This is a genomic window from Herbaspirillum autotrophicum (genome assembly GCF_001189915.1).
GTDB lineage: Bacteria > Pseudomonadota > Gammaproteobacteria > Burkholderiales > Burkholderiaceae_D > Herbaspirillum > Herbaspirillum autotrophicum.
This window is the reverse complement of the sequence record NZ_LFLS01000004.1, coordinates 102734-120382: the sequence shown is the minus strand read 5'-3', so window position 1 is coordinate 120382 and position 17649 is coordinate 102734. Positions and strand designations below refer to the sequence as shown.

The window sequence follows — 17649 nt, the reverse complement described above, 5'->3', positions numbered from 1 at the left end:
CTGTCTTACTTCTGCGCGGCGGCGGTGGTCGCAGGCGCTGCCGGATCCGCCGGCGTCACGCCATACGACTGGATATAGGCAATCAGCGCGGCCAGTTCGGCATCGCTCATTTCAATCTTGGGCATGATGGGCGTGAAGCCTTTGATCACGCGCGATTGCGGATCGCGGATGAACGCCTGCAGATAAGCGGCATCGACGTGGGCGGCAGAACCGTCAGCCATGGTTTCGGTTTTGCCGAACAAGCCTTTCCAGGTGGGACCGACACTGGCGCTGCCATCCACGCTGTGACAGGCGACACACGCCTTGGAATGCGCCAGTGCCTGGCCCCGGGCGATCAGTTGCGCGGCCGGCGAACCCGGGCTGGCAGTCTGGGTGTTGCTGGCATTCGCGCTCGCCAGCAGGGCGCCGAAACTGGGTTGACTGTGCAGCCAGCGCTGGAATTCGGCTTCACTCTCGACCACCACATAGCTGCGCATGTTGGCATGGCCGAGGCCGCACAGTTGCGCGCACATCACTTCATATTTGCCGGCGCGGGTCGGCGTCAGCCAGAACGAGGTCACCATGCCGGGCACCATATTCATGCGGGCGCGGAATTGCGGCACATAAAAATCATGCAGCACGTCATTCGAGCGGAACAGGAATTTGACCGGTCGCCCCAGCGGCAGATGGACTTCGCCACCGGTGATCAGAATGTTGCCCTGTGCTGCCGGGTCGACCGGACTCAGGCCGAAGGGATTGGTCGGGCTGACCAGACCGATGCTGCTGGCGCCGAGCTTGCCATCGGCGCCGGCGAAACGATAACGCCATTGCCATTGCTGTCCGAGCACTTCCAGTATCAGTGCATCAGGTGGCGGCCTGACATACGCGGCGTAGACCAGCAAACCGGGCGCCAGCAAGATCATGATGGCGACGCCGGTGCCGATGATCAGCCAGCGTTCCAGTTTTTTGTTTTCCGGCAGATAGGCAGCGGTGTGGCCGGTGGCGTGGAACGCAGCGCCGGGTAACGGTTCACGATGGCGAAAACGTACCAGCATCCAGGCCAGAAACAGATTGATACCGACAAAAAAAATGCCGGTGATCACCAGCGTGACCGTCAGCATGTCATCCATCTGTCCCCAGTTGGAGGCAAGCGGTGTGGTCCACCACGGACTGATCAAATGAAACAGCAGGGCGGCGGCAACGATCACGATAAGGACCACGGCCATGATCATATCGGCTTTCTTTTTCGATAATGCACCTGGCCTTGCCCGCCCGGCAAGATTGTCGTTCGCGGGCCAGGTCAGGCCGATGCAGGCAGTACCAGAACAGCGTTGCGCGCTAGGACTTCAGAGTGCGGCCTTCCAGTTTCCAATAGGCCAGCGCCGCTACCACGCCAAACACCAGATGCGCGGCAAAGGTGGTCCAGCCGCGCATGTCGGTGAACCAGGAAAAGAAACGCACCATGGCATAGAAGTCGAACAGATACAGCAATGCGCCGAACACCACGCCGGTCAGCAACAGCATGCCGATACTGGAATCCAGATGGAACGGCGCAATCACCGCCGCCAGTATCAGGGCGAACACGATACCGAGCACGTAATGGGTAGCCAGTGCCACGGCCACCACGCTGAGGCTGAAGACGCCTGATTGCATGGCATCCGGACCCATGACAATGGCCGCCACCATGTGTGAGGTTTCCCATGGACTGGCACCGGTAATCAGCGTGGACCAGAGTAATTCGAGGACCATCAGGACCGCACCGGCCAGAAAACCGGATACTGCGGCGGCCGGCCAGTCGGGTAGGCGACGTTCCCAGTGATGTGAATGCATGTGCAGTTCCATATCGACCTCCGTAAGGCGAATTGACCAATGCAAGCGGGCATGTTTTGCCGGCAGGCAAACCAGGAAAAATACTTGGCGATGGCACTTTTATTGTAGGTCGGATTTGCAGACATACAACTTGTGTTGCGCCGGACTCGCGGCGTGAATGCAGGCGCGCGTCCGTGAATGTGATTGTCAATCTGCAAGTCGTCTGTCATCCTTGAGCGCGCCGCCGCAGTCAGCATCTCGGCCGCCCATTGCCGTCGTCATGAGACTGGCTGCCGCTTCCGGATTGATCGATTCTCAGGAAAGGAAATCATGCGCTTGAATGCATTCCGTTCGCCCCGCAATATCGCCCGCAACGTATCCGGCATCACTGCCGGGATCACGCTCAGCCTGCTGTACGTTGCCACTGCTGCAGCGGCGTCGCCATCGGCAGCAGTACCTGATGCTGCCGCCAGCGATCCGGCGCGATTGGGCTGGATGGTCGGTTCGCCGCCGCCACCTGACCGCACACTGCGTTTTGAAGATGGCAGTTATTTTCAATTTCCGGCCATGCGCTGGAGCGTGTCGCATTTCCGGCAATTGATGCCGACCGTCAATATCTCGCGCGGACTCGGTGCGCCGGTGGCGTTGCCGCGTCAGGACAGCGTTGCTCTGAACCAGCGTATCGACGCCTTGCGTTTCGTACCGCTGGGTGCTGCCGAACCCATGACCTGGGAACAGTCGCTGGCCGCCAATTACACCGATGGCATCGTGGTCTTGCATCGCGGCCGGGTCGTGTATGAACGCTATTTCGGGTCGCTCCAACAAGACGGGCAGCATGCGGCGATGTCGGTGACCAAGTCGGTCATCGGCACCTTGGGCGCAACGCTGGTGGCAGAAGGCAAGATCGACGCCGGCAAGCGCGTGGCCGACTATGTGCCGGAACTGGCGTCCTCGGCATTCGGCAGCGCCACCGTGCGGCAGGTGCTGGATATGACTACCGGACTCAAGTACAGCGAGGATTACGCCGACCCCAACGCGGAAGTCTGGCAGCACGCCCAGGCCGGCAGCCCGTTGCCCAAGCCGAAGGATTACACCGGGCCGCGCAGCTATTTTGAATTTCTGCAAACGGTGCAGCCGCAAGGTCAGCATGGTGACGGCTTTGCATACAAGACCGTCAATACCGATGTGCTCGGCTGGATCATTGCCCGCGCCACCGGCCGCAATGTTGCCGAGTTGTTGTCGGAGCGCATCTGGCGTCGCCTCGGAGCGGAACAGGATGCCTACATGACGGTGGATTCCATCGGTACCCCGTTTGCCGGCGGCGGCTTGAATACCGGCTTGCGCGATCTGGCGCGCTTCGGTGAAATGTTGCGCAATGACGGTCGTTTCAACGGTCAGCAAATCATCCCGCAAGCAGCGGTCGCGGATATTCGCGGCGGCGGTGACAAGGCGGCATTTGCCAAAGCCGGTTACGGGTTGTTGCCGGGCTGGAGTTATCGTGATATGTGGTGGGTGTCGCACAATCCGCATGGCGCCTATAGCGCGCGCGGTGTACACGGCCAGCGCATCTATGTCGATCCCAAGGCGGAAATGGTGATCGTGCGTTATGCATCGCATCCGGTAGCCGGCAATGCCGCCAACGATCCCACCACGATTCCGGCGTTCGATGCACTGGCACAGTTTTTGATGTCGCTGTCACGCTGATCTGCCGGGCAGCATCCGGCGTCACGCCCGGTCTGCGGTGACGCTGTCATCAGGCGGCATTGCTGAACAGGCAATGCCGCCTTTTTTTGCCGCGATATTTCACGCGGCCATTCCGGCACCAATTGGTGACAACACGGGAAAGTTGTCCGCGCAGCGCGCGAAAGCAGGTATATTTGCGGCTATCGGTCCTACGCAAAACGACGCTGATGTCAGTTCATCATCATTGTCATTGTTTGCCGCAGACCGGTGCAGGGGAGCGTATATGGACATCATGAAGCCGGCCTGAGGCCAGGCGCCGTATCCAAGAAAATTTATAAAGTATTTGTTCATGATACATATCCTTCGATCTTCGCGTTCTTTGGCGCAGGTCTTGATTTTGCCGTTCATCATTTTGATTCTGGTGTTGTCATTACTGGTGGGATTCCTGTCTTACTTTGCCGGACGACAGGCGGTCATTTCAGTGGCTGACCGCATGCTGCTTGAAACCGTGGAGCGGGTCGGACTGGCAGTTGACCGGCATGTGTTCGGCGCCGCCGCAGTGCTGGAAACCGCGTTCCCGACCGGTCTCACCGCCGCTGCCGATATCGAGCAAGACCTGACGGCGATGCGATCGCGCTTCTGGATTGCGACCTCGCTGCATCTCGATCCCAACAACTATGTCTACTACGGCAACCGCGCCGGCCAGTTCGTTGGCTTGTATCGTCATTCGATGACAGACGGCGAATTGCGCGTCAAGAATTGGCCGGCCACATTTCGCAGTGCTTATCGTTTCAGCAGCATCGATGGCGAACTGAGCGCGCCAAAAAACGAAGAGACCAATTTCGATCCGCGTCAGCGGCCCTGGTATGCGGCCGCAAAAGATGCCGGCCACGATGTCTGGAGCAGCATCTACATCAACTTCTGGGAAAAGGATCTGGTGGCCACGCGGGCGCGCCGGGTACCGGGGAAGGATGGCAAGTTTCAGGGCGTAGTGGCAACCGACGTTTCGCTCACGGCGTTGAGCGATTTCATGAAGAACCTGCACGTCAGCCAGCATGGCATTGCCTTCATCATCGAACCCGACGGTAATCTGATCGCTTCATCCGAAAGCGATATTGTCGCCATCGATCAGGACGGCGAGGTCGGTCGTCTGAATGCCGCCGACAGCCGCAGCCGTTTTCTCCGGGATACCTATGGCACCTTGCAGCAGCGTCTGGCCGCGGTCGAAAACAGTGGTGCGGTTGAACGCACCTTTACGTTCGATGACGGCGATGGCGAACCGGTCTATGCGGCCTACTCCTGGATCCGCGATGACGCCGGCCTGAGCTGGATCACGGTGGTGGCAGTACCGCGCAGCGATTTCATGGGCACGCTCGACAACAATGCACGCTGGACCGTGGTGATTGCCGGTGTCGCCATCATCATTGCGCTGCTGACCGGACTCAGCATCGTGCATTGGGTGGTGCGCGACGTACGTCGTCTGTCACGCGCCGCCACCCGGATCGGCAAGGGCCAGATGAACGTCAAGCTGCGTATCGAACGGCGTGACGAAATTGGCCAGCTGGCGCGCAATTTCATGGAAATGCAAACCGAGCTGAGTACCGACAAGCTGACCGGCGTTACCAGCCGGGCGGCATTGTTGCGTTATCTGGATGCCGCAATTCAAAGCACCCGCAAGTCGCCGGACGGCGAATTTGAGGTATTCACATTACTGTTCCTCGACCTGAACCGCTTCAAGGCCATCAACGACAAGCTGGGGCATCAGTACGGCGATCAGACGCTGATCGAAGTCGGACAACGACTGCGGCAGGCGGTACGGGAAAACGATATCGTGGCCCGCTATGGTGGCGATGAATTCGTGATTGTCTGCTGGGGTGTGGCCACCACGGCTTTCGCCGACCGCTTGCGGACCAAGCTCGATGATCTGTTGCGGCCGCCGCTGGATTGTCTGGCCGGGGTGCCGGAAGCCGCAGGCATGACCGTCGGTACTTCCATCGGCGTCGCCTTTTATCCGGCGGACGGCCGCGATGCCGAAACCCTGATCAAGCTGGCCGATCAGGGCATGTATGAACACAAGGCCACCGGACGCCGCGCCGGCGATCGTTAAGAAGACGTTACGCGCAGCCTGATGGCAGTACTGCGGTGGCGGATTGATTGGTTTACTATTGCGCAATTGACATGTCTTCCGGCAACCTATGAAACAGACCCTTGCCCGTCTGATGGAGACGGGGGATCAGGAAGAACAGCAGAGTTTCTTCCGCGATGTGCGTTTTGTATCCCTGTTTACCCAATGGGTCGGGGTGACGACGTTTATCGGCGCCTGTCTGTTGTTGCCGCCCGGCAGCCATATCAATGATACGCAGGGCTGGCTGGTGGCGCTCGGCATGGCGCTGACGCTGGCCTTGTCACTGCGCTGCCGGACCCTGATCACGCTCAATCTGAGCAGTGTGTTGTTCGTGGTATGTGCGGCGACCGGATTCCGGGTGCTGGAGAACGGTCTCGGCAATCCCGGCTTCTGGGTGTTGCCCATCGCCATCATTATCACTCTGACGCTGGCGCCGCTCTTCAACAGCACCTGGATGTATCTGGGCCTGATCTGCAGCGTCTGGATAATTCTGGGCTACGGCTATTTCCCCTTCAATCCCGGTTTGCCGGATGAACAGTGGCCGAAACTGATCATCGGCAGCAGCCTGCTGGTCGGGCTGGTGCTCAATGTCTGCTTCCGCCTGTTGCGCCGGAAAAACTTCAAGGCGCAAAAAGAACTCGAAAGAATGGCATTTCAGGATGGCCTGACCGGCATCAATAACCGCCGCAGCTTCATAGAAGGGGCGCGCAAGCTGCAGGCCGGCACAGAAAATCCGACGCTTTACTTCCTGATGATCGACATCGACGATTTCAAAAAGATCAACGATACGCTTGGTCATGATGCCGGCGATCAGATCTTGAAAAAGACCGCCGATATCATTGCCCAACAGTCCGGCCAGCATTTGTGCGGGCGTCTCGGCGGCGAAGAATTCGGCGTGGTATTCAGCGGCGATCAGGCCGCCGTCTGCGGCTTTGCTGCGATGCTGGTAGCGGCGGTGCATGCCGCCTTTCACCCGCCGCATGCAGTATCGATCAGTGTCGGCATCGCCGGATTGATCAAAGACCGTGATTTGTCGGAGAGTTACCGGAGTGCCGATGAGGCGCTGTACCGTGCCAAGCACGCCGGCAAGAATTGCTACGTGCTGGCCTGACCGGATGCAGCAGATGTGTTTTCGGCGTTGAATTTGATGTGCTCATTAAAAGAATGTCCGGCATGGCTGCTATTCAATTTCTGAAAAATTTCTTTACCGGTCTGTTGACGGCGGCTGACGCCGACGAACAGCAGAAGTTCTTTGCCGAGATCCGGCATCTTTCCATTTTCATGCAATGGGTCGGCATTGCCGGCTATGTCGGCGGTTACTGGCTGATGCCGGCCGACAATCACTTCAATGCCACGCATGGCATATGGGTCATGTCCGGTATTGCCGCCGGTCTCGGCATTTCCATTTTTTGCCGCACCTTGCCGATGCTCAACGTCGGCAGTGTGATGCTGATTCTGTCCGTTACCAGTGGCTTTCGCGGCCTGGCAGACAGTGTCAGCAATCCGGCATTCTGGGTATTGCCGATGGGCGCCATCATTGGCATGACCATGGCGCCGCTGTTCAGCAGCTCCAGCCTGTATCTGTTGGTCAGCACCGGCATTTGGGTCATCTTCGGTTACGGCAATTTTCCGCTCAATCCGCAGATACCCGGCGAACACTGGCCGGAACTGATTATCGGCAGCGCCGTGGTAATGGGTTTATCGCTCAATATCTGCTTTCGGCAATTGCGCCAGCGCAATCACCGGGTGCGGCGTGATCTGGAGCGACTGGCATTTCAGGATGCCCTGACCGGCATGCATAACCGGCGCAGTTTTACCGAACGGGCGCAACAGATGCAGCAAAGAAAAGATACCCCGTCTTTGTATTTTCTGATGATTGATATCGACAATTTCAAGAAAATCAATGACGCATTCGGCCACGACTTCGGCGATCAGGTCTTGAAAAAAACGGCCGATATCATTCACCAGCATGCGGGGCATCATCTCAGCGGCCGTCTCGGCGGCGAAGAGTTCGGCATGGTTTTCGAAGGTGACAGCGACGCCGTCTGCGCGTTTGCCGCAGCGCTGGTGCGTGCGGTGCACGGCAATTTTTACCCGCAGCACGCGGTTTCCATCAGTGTCGGCATTGCTGAGCTGATCAGCAATGCCGACCTGGCCTACAGTTACAAACGCGCCGATGCATCGTTGTATCGCGCCAAAAGCGAAGGCAAGAACCGCTACGTGCTGGCGTGACAGGCGGTTACCGCAGACTACCCGGGACCAGGTTCAAAACTGTTCCCAGTCATCCTTCGCCGCCGCTGTTGCGGGTTTGGCGGCAGCGATTTTCGGCACGCTCCTGGCGGGCAAGGCAGCCGCCTGCGGCGTGATATCGCTGACCCGCCTGACGGATGCCACAGCGACGCCGGTTTGTTGGCTGCCGGTCTGGACCAGGGTAAAGGCACTGACCGTACGTGCCAGTTCGGCCGCCTGATCCTGCAATGACTGTGCGGCGCTGGCGGCTTCTTCGACCAGTGCGGCATTTTGCTGGGTTGCTGCATCCATCTGCGTAATCGATGCGTTGACCTGCGTGATGCCCTTGCTTTGTTCCTGACTGGCGGCGCTGATTTCGCTGACGATGTCGGTCACGTGTCTGACGCTGGTGACGACCTCGTCCATGGTGCCGCCGGCTTGCTGCACCAGCCCGGTACCGATTTCGACCTGCTGTACCGAATCGCTGATCAGCACCTTGATTTCCTTGGCAGCAGCCGCTGAGCGTTGCGCCAGACTGCGCACCTCGCTGGCGACGACCGCAAAGCCGCGTCCTTGTTCGCCGGCGCGGGCCGCTTCCACCGCCGCATTCAAGGCCAGGATATTGGTTTGGAAAGCAATGCCGTCAATGACCCCGATGATGTCGACGATTTTTCTGGACGAACTGTTGATCGAACCCATGGTGTCGATGACCTGACCGACTACTGCGCCCCCCTTGACCGCAATCGCTGATGCCGCCAGTGCCAGTTGATTGGCTTGGCCGGCATTCTGCGCATTCTGTTTGACGGTCGAGGTCAGCTCTTCCATGGCCGCCGCTGTTTTTTCCAGCGCGCCGGCTTGCTCTTCGGTGCGTGTCGACAGATCGAGATTGCCGACTGCAATCTGCGATGACCCGGTGGCGATGGTTTCCGCACCGTTACGAATGTTGCCGACGGTCAGCGCCAGATTGTCGCGCATCGATTTGATCGACAACAGCAGACTGCCGTTATCGTTTTTCCCGGTGGCAATATCAATCGCCAGATTGCCGTCGGCGATCTGTTCTGCGATGTCGGAAGCATAGTCCGGTTCACCGCCGAGTTGCTTCAGCAATCCGCGCGTGATGATGACCGCGATCAGGGCGCCAAGCAAAATCGAAATCGCGGTGAGGCACAAGATGAAGATGATGGATTGATTGAACACGCCGTACGACGTTTTGTTGGCCGATGCCATCTTGGTCTGCGCCGCAGTCAGCAAGGCATCGATATCGAGTACGATCTGACGTCGCAGCGGGCTGCATTCATCCACCAGAAACTGTCCGAACTCATGCATCTTGCCGGCTTCGCGATACAGGCGCGGCCGTTTCAGTTCCTCGGCCATTGCCAGTAATCCGCGCTTCACTTTTTCAAATGCCGGATCGCCGGCGAAGGCAGGCGTCAGCTTGTCGAGGGCATCGAGATAAATCTTTTTTTGCTGATCGACAATGCCCAGTTCATTTTGCGCATCATTGTCATTGGTGAAGATGTACGCATTGCGCGCTGCCAGACCGGTCTGGTCCAGTGCTTCGCGCGCGACATACAACGGCTCCAGTTGTTCTTCCTGTACCTTGTCGACATAGCGTACCGTGTTGAGAATGGTGTCCAGTCGCAACAAGGAGAATAATGCCACCAACGACATCAACAGGATCAGCAGACCAAAGCCCAGACTGAGACGAGTGCCAATTTTCATTTTGTTGATTGCGCGCATTTTGTTTCCCCTGTAGATGGCCAGATATTCAAATCGGTAATTTATTTTTCGTGCAAACTGAAACAGGCCGTGCGAGGTCGGCAACAAAGAGCGTTGCATCCTTGTATGACAGCCATATGTTCGGTTTGAAGATTTTTTTCTGTTCCATGTTTCCTGCAGAGTTCATGCAACATGCCGGATGGCGAACTCAGTATTGACGCATTTCTGGAAAGAAAAAATAGGATGCTTCCTGTTTCTCATGCGAAATTTCCTGAACTTCGACATGCGTCTGATGCCCCTCGGCAACGGAATATGCGACGCCGCAAATCACTTTTTCCTGTCGGCGCATTGCAATAAAACCGGAACGATTTATCGCTCATTTTTTTGAGCGCGGCAAGTATTCCGTGCGTGTTTTATCATGACTGCAACACAGATGCCGCAAGGCAATGCAAGGCAGCACGAAATTCGCCATGAGAGGTTCAGGCAACCGGCGCGAACAGGTTTCAATATTGCCGCAAGGCATCGGAAGAAATGTAAACAGAAATGAAAAATCTGACTCTGTCCATACTGGCTTGCTTGGTGCTGGCACCTGTGTTGAATGCCAGTGCCGCCGGCGACGTCCAGGCCGGCAAGGCCGCGTTTGCGAAATGCGCCAGTTGTCATCAAGTGGGGCCGTCGGCACGCGCCGCGTTCGGGCCGCAACTCAACGGCATCGTCGGGCGCAAGGCTGGCACCGCCAACGACTTTCCCTATTCAGCGGCAATGAAAAATGCCGGCTTTGTCTGGAGCGAAGAAAAATTGCGCGCCTTCCTCAAGGCACCCGGCGATGTCGTGCCCGGTAACAGGATGCGGTTTTTCGGTATCGGCAACGCGCAACAGCTCGACAATCTGCTGGCGTATTTGCGGACCTTTGACGGGATCAATCAACAGCGTTGAGGAAATTCATTCCGGCGCAACGCTGCAGGTATGCATGCCGGTCTCGCTCCGATTTTTTGATGTCGGACGTTGTGCGCGCATGGCGGTAACGCCGGTTACCGGTTATCGGCAGCCGGCACCCGTGAACCGGGGCCGGCCGCCAGACCGGATCAGTCGGATGATGTCCGCTGCAAGCGATAGACGACGGTATCGAGACGGCTGACGCCTTGCGCCAGAAACTTCGGTTCCTTGTCGAGAATATCGCGACGGTCGATGATCTTCGCTGCGGAATGCGCCGCATACAATGTCTGCACTTCCGCATCCTGCACCGAAAACGGCGGGCCATCCATTTCTGCCTGCGGATAATCGAGCGTAATCAGAATCCCGCGATACTGATCGGATAACTGGCCGTAGACACGGCCGACATAGTGCGCCCGCATGGCAGCCGGCAATGCCACCAGTGCCGCGCGGTCATAGACGCCGCTACAGGCATTCAGGGTCGCCGCATCGAGATGGAAAATGTCTCCGCAAATGATTTCGATATCGCCGGCGACGTAATGACAGCCGAGCGCCGATTGATGGATGGCCGGCTGCAAATCGTTTTCGCTGAAAAACTGTTCCACCGCCAGTTGCGACAATTCGCTGCCGAGCACACGCAACCCTTGCGCCGCCAGCCACAACATATCCAGCGATTTTCCGCACAGCGGCACCAGCACCTGACTGCCTGCCGGCAGTTCCAGCGACGGCCAGTATTTTTGCAACAGCGGCGTGACGCGCTGTTGATGAAAATGGGTGCGTCCTTCACGCCACCGTTCCAGCCAGAAATCTGCATCCATGGGTTGTCCTTGCTCCTGTTTATTGTCGGTAATTGATGTGCTCTGCTATAGCAACGCTATTGTAGCGACTAACGCAAAGGCGCGCCGGCGCTATGTTTCAAGCGATATGGCGGGTCTGGCACAAATCTTTTTCTCGCTCTATTATCTGTTCACGCATCAACGGCGCCCCCGCACCGGGGACGGCAGGCAAGGATCGCCACAGGCGCATATGGCCGCTGGCAGACCCCATCCAACCCACCCACAAGGAGCAATCAGATGACGACCAGTTTCAATCTCAATGGCAAACCGGTGACTGTGACTGCGGAGCCGGATACGCCGCTGCTGTGGGTGATTCGCGATGAAATCGGCTTGACCGGCACCAAGTTCGGTTGTGGTGTGGCGCTGTGTGGCGCCTGTACCGTGCATCTCGATGGCGCGCCGGTGCGCTCTTGCCAGACGCCGGTGTCAGCCGTGTCCGGCAAGCAGGTGGCGACCATCGAATCACTCTCCAAAGACAATTCCCACCCCTTGCAAAAAGCCTGGATTGCGCATGATGTGCCGCAGTGCGGCTACTGCCAGTCGGGACAATTGATGAGCGCCTCGGCCTTGTTGCAGACCAACAAAAATCCCAGCGATACCGATATCGACAATGCGATGAGCGGCAATATCTGTCGTTGCGGTACCTATAACCGCATTCGCGCCGCGATCAAGAGTGCCGCTGCCGACATGCGCAGCAAAGCCTGAGGAGCACAGCATGACAACAACCAGACGTGAATTCCTCAAGGTATCGGTAGTCGCCGGCGGTGGCCTGACGCTGGGCGTGGTGTTGCCGGGCCTGGTGACGGAAACCCTGGCCGCCGGCACACTGCGCACGCCGAATGCCTGGGTGCACATTGCCGACGACAACACGATTACGCTGATCTCCGCCCGTTCCGAAATGGGGCAGGGCGTCTATACCTCGATGCCGATGCTGATTGCCGAAGAACTCGGGGTCGATATCCGCAAGATCAAGGTAGAGATCGCACCGGTAGCTGCGGTATATACCAACACCTTGCTCGGCGGTCAATTGACCGGCGGTTCCACTTCCGTGCGCGACGGCTGGGAAAAATTGCGGATTGCCGGCGCGCAGACGCGCATGATGCTGGTCGCCGCAGCCGCCCAAAAATGGAAAGTGACGCCGGAACGATTGCATGTCAGCGATGGCAAGGTGATCGGACCGGGTGGCAAGAAAGCCAGCTATGGTGAACTGGCGCAGGCGGCGGCGCAATTGCCGGTGCCGAAAGAGGTAGTGCTCAAGCAGCCGAAGGATTTCAAGATCGTCGGCAAAGCGACGCGTCGGCTCGATACACCACGCAAGGTCAATGGCACTGCCGAATTCGGCATCGACGTCAAACTGCCCGGCATGGTGTATGCCTCGCTGGAACAATGCCCGGTGATCGGCGGCAAGGTGCTCAGTTTCGACGGCGCCAAGGCGCGCGCGATGCCGGGCGTGATTGACGTGGTGCAGATTGGCGACGGCGTGGCAGTCGTGGCCGATACCTATTGGCGTGCCAAAAAAGCGCGTGAAGCCCTGACCGTGCAATGGGATGAAGGCGCCGGCGCGCGTATCGACAACGCCTCGATGTTGCTGGGCCTGCGCACCGCTGCCGATACGCCGATCCCGATCAAGAAAACCGGTGACGCCGCCGCTGCGATGAAGACGGCGGCCAAAACCCTGACCGCGGAATATCAGTCGCCGTTGCTGGCCCATGCCACCATGGAGCCGCAGAATTTCACGGCGGATTACAACGATGGCAAATGTCTGCTGATCGGTTCGGTGCAGTTTCAGCAAGGCACGCAAGCCGGCGTCGCGGCGGCACTCAAACTCAAGCCGGAAGACGTGACGGTCAAGACCACTTTCCTCGGCGGCGGTTTCGGTCGTCGTCTGGAATACGATTTTGCGGTGCAGGCGGCCGAGATTTCGAAGGCGGTCGGCAAGCCGGTGAAGCTGGTCTGGAGCCGGGAAGACGATACCACGCACGACTTTTACCGGCCGATGGCGCTGCACCGCATGACCGGCGGCCTGGATGCCAATGGCCAACCGGTGGCGCTGACCTTCCAGCTGACTTCGCAATCGGTGACGCAACGCGCCTTCGGTCTGCCCAAGGGCACGCTCGATCCGTTCATGGCGGAGGCGGCCGTGGTCGGTTACGCGATTCCCAACATGACGCAGGAACTGATCGAACATGACAGTGGCTTGCGGGTCGGTTACTGGCGCTCGGTCAGTCATGCGCTCAATGCATTTGCCAATGAATCGTTCATCGATGAAATGGCAGCGGCGGCCGGCAAAGATCCTTATGCATTCCGCATGGCATTGCTGAGTCAGCAACCGCGTTATGCGCGTGTGCTGAAACTGGCGGCGGACAAGGCCGGCTGGGGCAAGCCGCTGGCGGCCGGGCACAGTCGCGGCATCGCCCTGATGGAGGGTTACGATACCTATATGGCGCAGGTGGCTGAAATTTCAGTGAGCGACGATGGCATCCGCGTGCATCAGGTCTGGATCGCTGCCGACCTGGGCATGATGGTCAATCCGGATACGGTTCGCGCGCAGCTTGAATCAAGCATCGTGTTCGGGCTGTCGGCAGTGCTGGGCGCAGAAATCACGCTCGACAAGGGGCGCGTGCAGCAAACCAATTTCCATGACTATCCGGTGCTGCGCATGTCGGAAATGCCGAAGATCGATATCACCCTGGTCGACAGCAAGGAAAAGCCGGGCGGTATCGGCGAACCGGCCACGGCGCTGATCGGCCCGGCGATGGCCAATGCCCTGTTTGCCGCCACCGGCAAGCGCTTGCGCAAGTTGCCATTGTCGGCGGAACACATCAAACAGGCCTGATGCAATGCAGTCGTAGCGATGGCGCGGTTCGCAAGAGCCGCGCCATTTTTTTGTTCTGCCGCGCCGCGCCGGCAGCATGCATGGCGGTAAAAAAAGCGAAATTCAGCCATTGGTAAATGCCGTGGCGTGCAGTTCAGGCGTGCGTCGTGCGCATTGATCGTGCCTGCGTGTAGCAAACCGATCCGGATTATGATTGCGCCTGACGTTATCCCTAAACCACGTCCCGCACAGGAATCCGCCATGTCCGCTCCCGATCTCAATTTGCTCATCGCACTCGACATGTTGCTCGAAGAAGGCAGCGTGGCCGGTGCCGCCCGTCGCATGCATCTGAGCGCGCCGGCGATGAGTCGTACTCTGGCCCGGATTCGCGCTACCGTCGGTGACCCGGTATTTGTGCAGGCCGGCCGCAAGCTGGTGCCGACCCCGCGCGCTTTGGCCCTGCGCGAACAGGTGCGGGCCGCGCTGGAGCAGGCGACGCAGGTACTGCTACCCGGCACCGAGGTCGATCTGAAGACCGTGAGCAAGCGTTTCAGCGTTCGCGCCAATGACATCTTTGTCGGTGTCCATGGCGGCCGTTTGCTGGAACTGATGGCGCATGACATGCCGCGCGCGGTGTTGCGCTTTGCGCCGGAAGAGGACGATATCGACGATGAAGCCTTGCGTACCGGACGCATTGATCTGTTCATCAGCGCCGCCCGTCAGTTGGGGCCGGAAATCCGGGTGCAATCATTGTTCAGCACCAACGCGGTGGGCGTGGCACGCGCAGGACATCCCCTGTTCGACGAGGAAATAAGCGCCGAGCGCATGTGTCGCTGGGGTCACATCAGCGTGTCGCGGCGTGGCAAATCCAGCGGGCCGATCGATGTCGCCCTGGCAGCGCTGGCGCTGCGGCGTCAAGTGAAGCTGGTGATGCCGACGCCGTCCGCTGCGCTGTTTGCATTGCAGTCATCGGATCTGCTGATGACCACGCCGGAGCATACGGCACGCAGTGCGATCAACGCCGGTCTCAAGATTCGGGCATTCAAATTACCGGTGATGCTCGACAGCGTGCTGGTCACACAAGCCTGGCATCCGCGCTTTCAAGCCGATCCGGCCCATCAATGGCTGCGCCGCACGGTCTGGCGTTTGTGTAATGAACCGGATGCAGATTCGGAACCGGCGCCGGTGCTGCTTTCTTAGCCCGCGCGCAGGCGTGCGGCAGACGCACGCATCACCTGCAACGATGTCACTTTTTGGATGCCGGCGAGAAGCCTATATTGATCCTGATCGCCTGTTCAGGAACGGTCGCCCGTACCGGTTTTTTCATTAAGGATACTCAGCATGCATCTCGATTCAGACAATTTCAGCATCTATGACATCCGCCAGTTTCCATTGGTGATGTTCAATCAAGCAGCGGCCACGGACGGTTACGCCGCTCGCTGGGAGCAGGAAATCGAGGCGCTGATGCAGCACGGTCAGCGCTTCGTGGTGGTGTATGACCAGTTGCGCACAGAAGAAAGCCAGGCCGACCGCAAGCAGCGTGGCATGTGGCTCAAGCAGAACAAGGTGGCGCTGGCCAGCGTATGCCTGTCGCTGATCAGCGTCGAGCCGGAAGCGGAGCGGCGCGCGCGAATACAGGCGATGGGCGAGGTGGCCGTCAAGGCCTTCGGTATTGCGCATGTGGCGGTGGGATCATTGGCAGAAGCACAACAACTCAGTCAGCGTCTGCTGAGCGCGGCGGGCTGAATTCGGGCAGGGAGGCTGTTCTCCCGCCACAACATGCAGCATGAAGAGATTGACGCTGGCTGCAGCCGGATGCAACAATGAGAACTATTCTCAACTAAGGCAAGCCAGCGCCAACCGTTCCGGACCGCCAGCCAGCTTGATGATGCCAGGGTGTTGACCTACTCTTGCCGCATCGTTTCCGGAGCATGTCGTGCCCATCGCAAGTTCGTCCGATCCTGTTTCCCAGTTATACAGTGACCACCACAGCTGGCTGCAGGGCTGGTTGCGTCAGAAAACCGGCTGCCCGCACAATGCCGCCGATCTGGTGCACGACACCTACATGCGCGTGATCGAAGCGCGCAATACGGCTGCCATAGAAACGCCGCGCGCATTTCTGGTGACCATCGCCAAACGGGTGCTGGCCAGCTACTTCCGTCATCTCGAAGTGGAGCGCGCCTATCTGGCGACGATTGCCCATTTGCCTGAACCCGAAGTGCCGTCGCCAGAAACACAGGCCATCCTGATTGAAACCTTGCTGGAAATCGATCGCATCCTGGACGGCTTGCCGGCCAAGGTCAGGACTGCCTTTTTGTGGGCGCAAATCGACGGCATGCCCTATGCCGAAATTGCCGAGCGACTCGATGTGTCGCTCAGTTCGGTCAAGCAATACATGGCACGGGCGATTCGTCACTGCTATTTCCCGGATGCCGGCGGCGGGCCTTTCTGACATGAAAAATACTTCCGCGACTGCATCGCCGCCGCTCAATGCGCAAGTGGTCGACAAGGCCGTCGAGTGGCTGGTGCATTTGTGGTCCGGCAGCGCCGACAGCGCCAGCCGGGCCGAGTGGCAACGCTGGCGTGCCGCCGATCCTGAACATGAACGCGCCTGGCACCACATCGAACAGGTCAATCAGCAGTTGCGCGGTCGCATGGATGGCTTGTCTGCCAATACCGCGATTGCGACGCTGGCAGCGCCGCCGTCACGACAGCGGCGCAAGGCGCTCAAGACGTTGTCGCTGGCGCTGACGGCAGGCACCGCTGCCTGGCTGACTTCGGAAACCATGCTGTGGCAAAGCTGGAACAGCCAATTGCGGACCGCCACCGGCGAGCGGCGCAATGTCAGGCTGGCCGACGGCACCCGGCTCGACCTCAATACCAACACCGCCGTCAATGTCCGCTATGACGACAGTCTGCGGCTGGTGCATCTGGTGCACGGCGAGCTGATGATCACCACCGCCAAAGATACTGCCACCCCGGCGCGTCCGTTCATGGCGCAAACCGCAGCCGGGCGCGTGCGGGCGCTCGGCACCAGATTCATGATCCGGCAGGACGGCGGGGTCAGCCATGTGGCGGTGCTGGAAGGCGCCGTGGAATTGATCCCGGCCACCGCGCCGGGCAACGTGGTGCGTATCGACGCCGGTCAGGCTGCCAGTTTTGATGCACAACGGGTATTGGCACCGCCACAGCCGCTCGGGTCGGAAGCGGCCTGGACCGAAGGCGTGCTGGTGGCTTCCAATCAGCGGCTCGGCGACTTCATTGCCGAACTCGGACGTTACCGGCCGGGCTATCTGTCTTGCGATCCGGCCAGTGCCGATTTGCGGGTATCCGGCGTATTTCCGTTGCGGAGTACCGACCGCATACTGGTATCGCTGGCCGAAGTATTGCCGATCCGGGTCAGCACCTTTGCCCGGTACTGGACCCGCATCATTGCGCTGCCGCCGGCGGCGTGAAAAAAATATAAAAATCTTCTGTACCTTTTCCAGTCCTGCGCGACATCAGAGGTGAAGCCATTCAAC

15 protein-coding genes are annotated in these 17649 nt (G+C 58.9%); 11 read left to right on the top strand and 4 right to left on the bottom strand.

Annotation, left to right across the window (positions count from 1 at the left end; translation table 11 throughout):
* Window positions 1-5: 5 nt before the first annotated feature.
* Window positions 6-1211, bottom strand: coding sequence for a cytochrome c oxidase subunit II (locus tag AKL27_RS04440; protein ID WP_050461579.1), 1206 nt, complete (start codon window positions 1209-1211; stop codon window positions 6-8).
* A 106-nt stretch (window positions 1212-1317) separates the two neighbouring features.
* A complete protein-coding gene (locus AKL27_RS04435; RefSeq protein WP_050461578.1) occupies window positions 1318-1821 on the bottom strand; it encodes a hypothetical protein in 504 nt (167 codons plus the stop codon).
* Between the two features lie 462 nt (window positions 1822-2283).
* On the opposite strand from AKL27_RS04435, the gene AKL27_RS04430 reads away from it, so the two are divergent.
* The 4 genes from AKL27_RS04430 to AKL27_RS04410 all read left to right on the top strand — a co-directional run bounded on the left by AKL27_RS04430 (window position 2284) and on the right by AKL27_RS04410 (window position 7828).
* Window positions 2284-3492 carry a serine hydrolase domain-containing protein gene (locus AKL27_RS04430; RefSeq protein WP_408609756.1) on the top strand — a complete coding sequence of 403 codons (1209 nt, stop codon included), beginning with the start codon at window positions 2284-2286 and terminating at the stop codon, window positions 3490-3492.
* Window positions 3493-3862: 370 nt separating this feature from the next.
* Window positions 3863-5578: a diguanylate cyclase domain-containing protein gene (locus AKL27_RS04420; RefSeq protein ID WP_198155884.1), complete on the top strand. Its 1716-nt coding sequence runs from the start codon at window positions 3863-3865 to the stop codon at window positions 5576-5578.
* A gap of 88 nt (window positions 5579-5666) precedes the next feature.
* Window positions 5667-6707, top strand: coding sequence for a GGDEF domain-containing protein (locus AKL27_RS04415; RefSeq protein ID WP_050461575.1), 1041 nt, complete (start codon window positions 5667-5669; stop codon window positions 6705-6707).
* Window positions 6708-6769: 62 nt separating this feature from the next.
* A complete protein-coding gene (locus tag AKL27_RS04410; RefSeq protein ID WP_198155883.1) occupies window positions 6770-7828 on the top strand; it encodes a GGDEF domain-containing protein in 1059 nt (352 codons plus the stop codon).
* Between the two features lie 33 nt (window positions 7829-7861).
* Here the strand turns inward: AKL27_RS04410 and AKL27_RS04405 are convergent, their stop codons facing one another.
* Window positions 7862-9547, bottom strand: coding sequence for a methyl-accepting chemotaxis protein (locus AKL27_RS04405; protein ID WP_232310898.1), 1686 nt, complete (start codon window positions 9545-9547; stop codon window positions 7862-7864).
* Window positions 9548-10087: 540 nt separating this feature from the next.
* On the opposite strand from AKL27_RS04405, the gene AKL27_RS04400 reads away from it, so the two are divergent.
* Entirely contained in the window at window positions 10088-10480 is a 393-nt protein-coding gene (locus AKL27_RS04400) for a c-type cytochrome (RefSeq protein WP_050461573.1), read from the top strand.
* A 149-nt stretch (window positions 10481-10629) separates the two neighbouring features.
* Here AKL27_RS04400 and AKL27_RS04395 read toward each other — a convergent pair whose 3' ends face one another.
* Complete coding sequence (locus AKL27_RS04395) at window positions 10630-11295, bottom strand: thiopurine S-methyltransferase (RefSeq protein WP_050461572.1); 666 nt, start codon at window positions 11293-11295, stop codon at window positions 10630-10632.
* Window positions 11296-11550: 255 nt separating this feature from the next.
* Here AKL27_RS04395 and AKL27_RS04390 point away from each other — a divergent pair, with 255 nt between their 5' ends.
* The 6 genes from AKL27_RS04390 (at window position 11551) to AKL27_RS04365 (ending at window position 17583) form a co-directional block, all read left to right on the top strand.
* Window positions 11551-12018, top strand: a complete 468-nt coding sequence (locus AKL27_RS04390; RefSeq protein WP_050461571.1) for a (2Fe-2S)-binding protein — start codon at window positions 11551-11553, stop codon at window positions 12016-12018.
* Window positions 12019-12028: 10 nt separating this feature from the next.
* Window positions 12029-14149: a xanthine dehydrogenase family protein molybdopterin-binding subunit gene (locus AKL27_RS04385; protein WP_050461570.1), complete on the top strand. Its 2121-nt coding sequence runs from the start codon at window positions 12029-12031 to the stop codon at window positions 14147-14149.
* 240 nt (window positions 14150-14389) lie between these two features.
* Window positions 14390-15328, top strand: a complete 939-nt coding sequence (locus AKL27_RS04380; protein WP_050461569.1) for a LysR family transcriptional regulator — start codon at window positions 14390-14392, stop codon at window positions 15326-15328.
* A 141-nt stretch (window positions 15329-15469) separates the two neighbouring features.
* Window positions 15470-15874, top strand: coding sequence for a hypothetical protein (locus AKL27_RS04375; protein WP_050461568.1), 405 nt, complete (start codon window positions 15470-15472; stop codon window positions 15872-15874).
* Window positions 15875-16064: 190 nt separating this feature from the next.
* Window positions 16065-16580, top strand: a complete 516-nt coding sequence (locus tag AKL27_RS04370; protein WP_050461567.1) for a sigma-70 family RNA polymerase sigma factor — start codon at window positions 16065-16067, stop codon at window positions 16578-16580.
* A 1-nt stretch (window position 16581) separates the two neighbouring features.
* A complete protein-coding gene (locus AKL27_RS04365) occupies window positions 16582-17583 on the top strand; it encodes a FecR domain-containing protein (RefSeq protein WP_050461566.1) in 1002 nt (333 codons plus the stop codon).
* The last annotated feature ends 66 nt before the right edge of the window (window positions 17584-17649 follow it).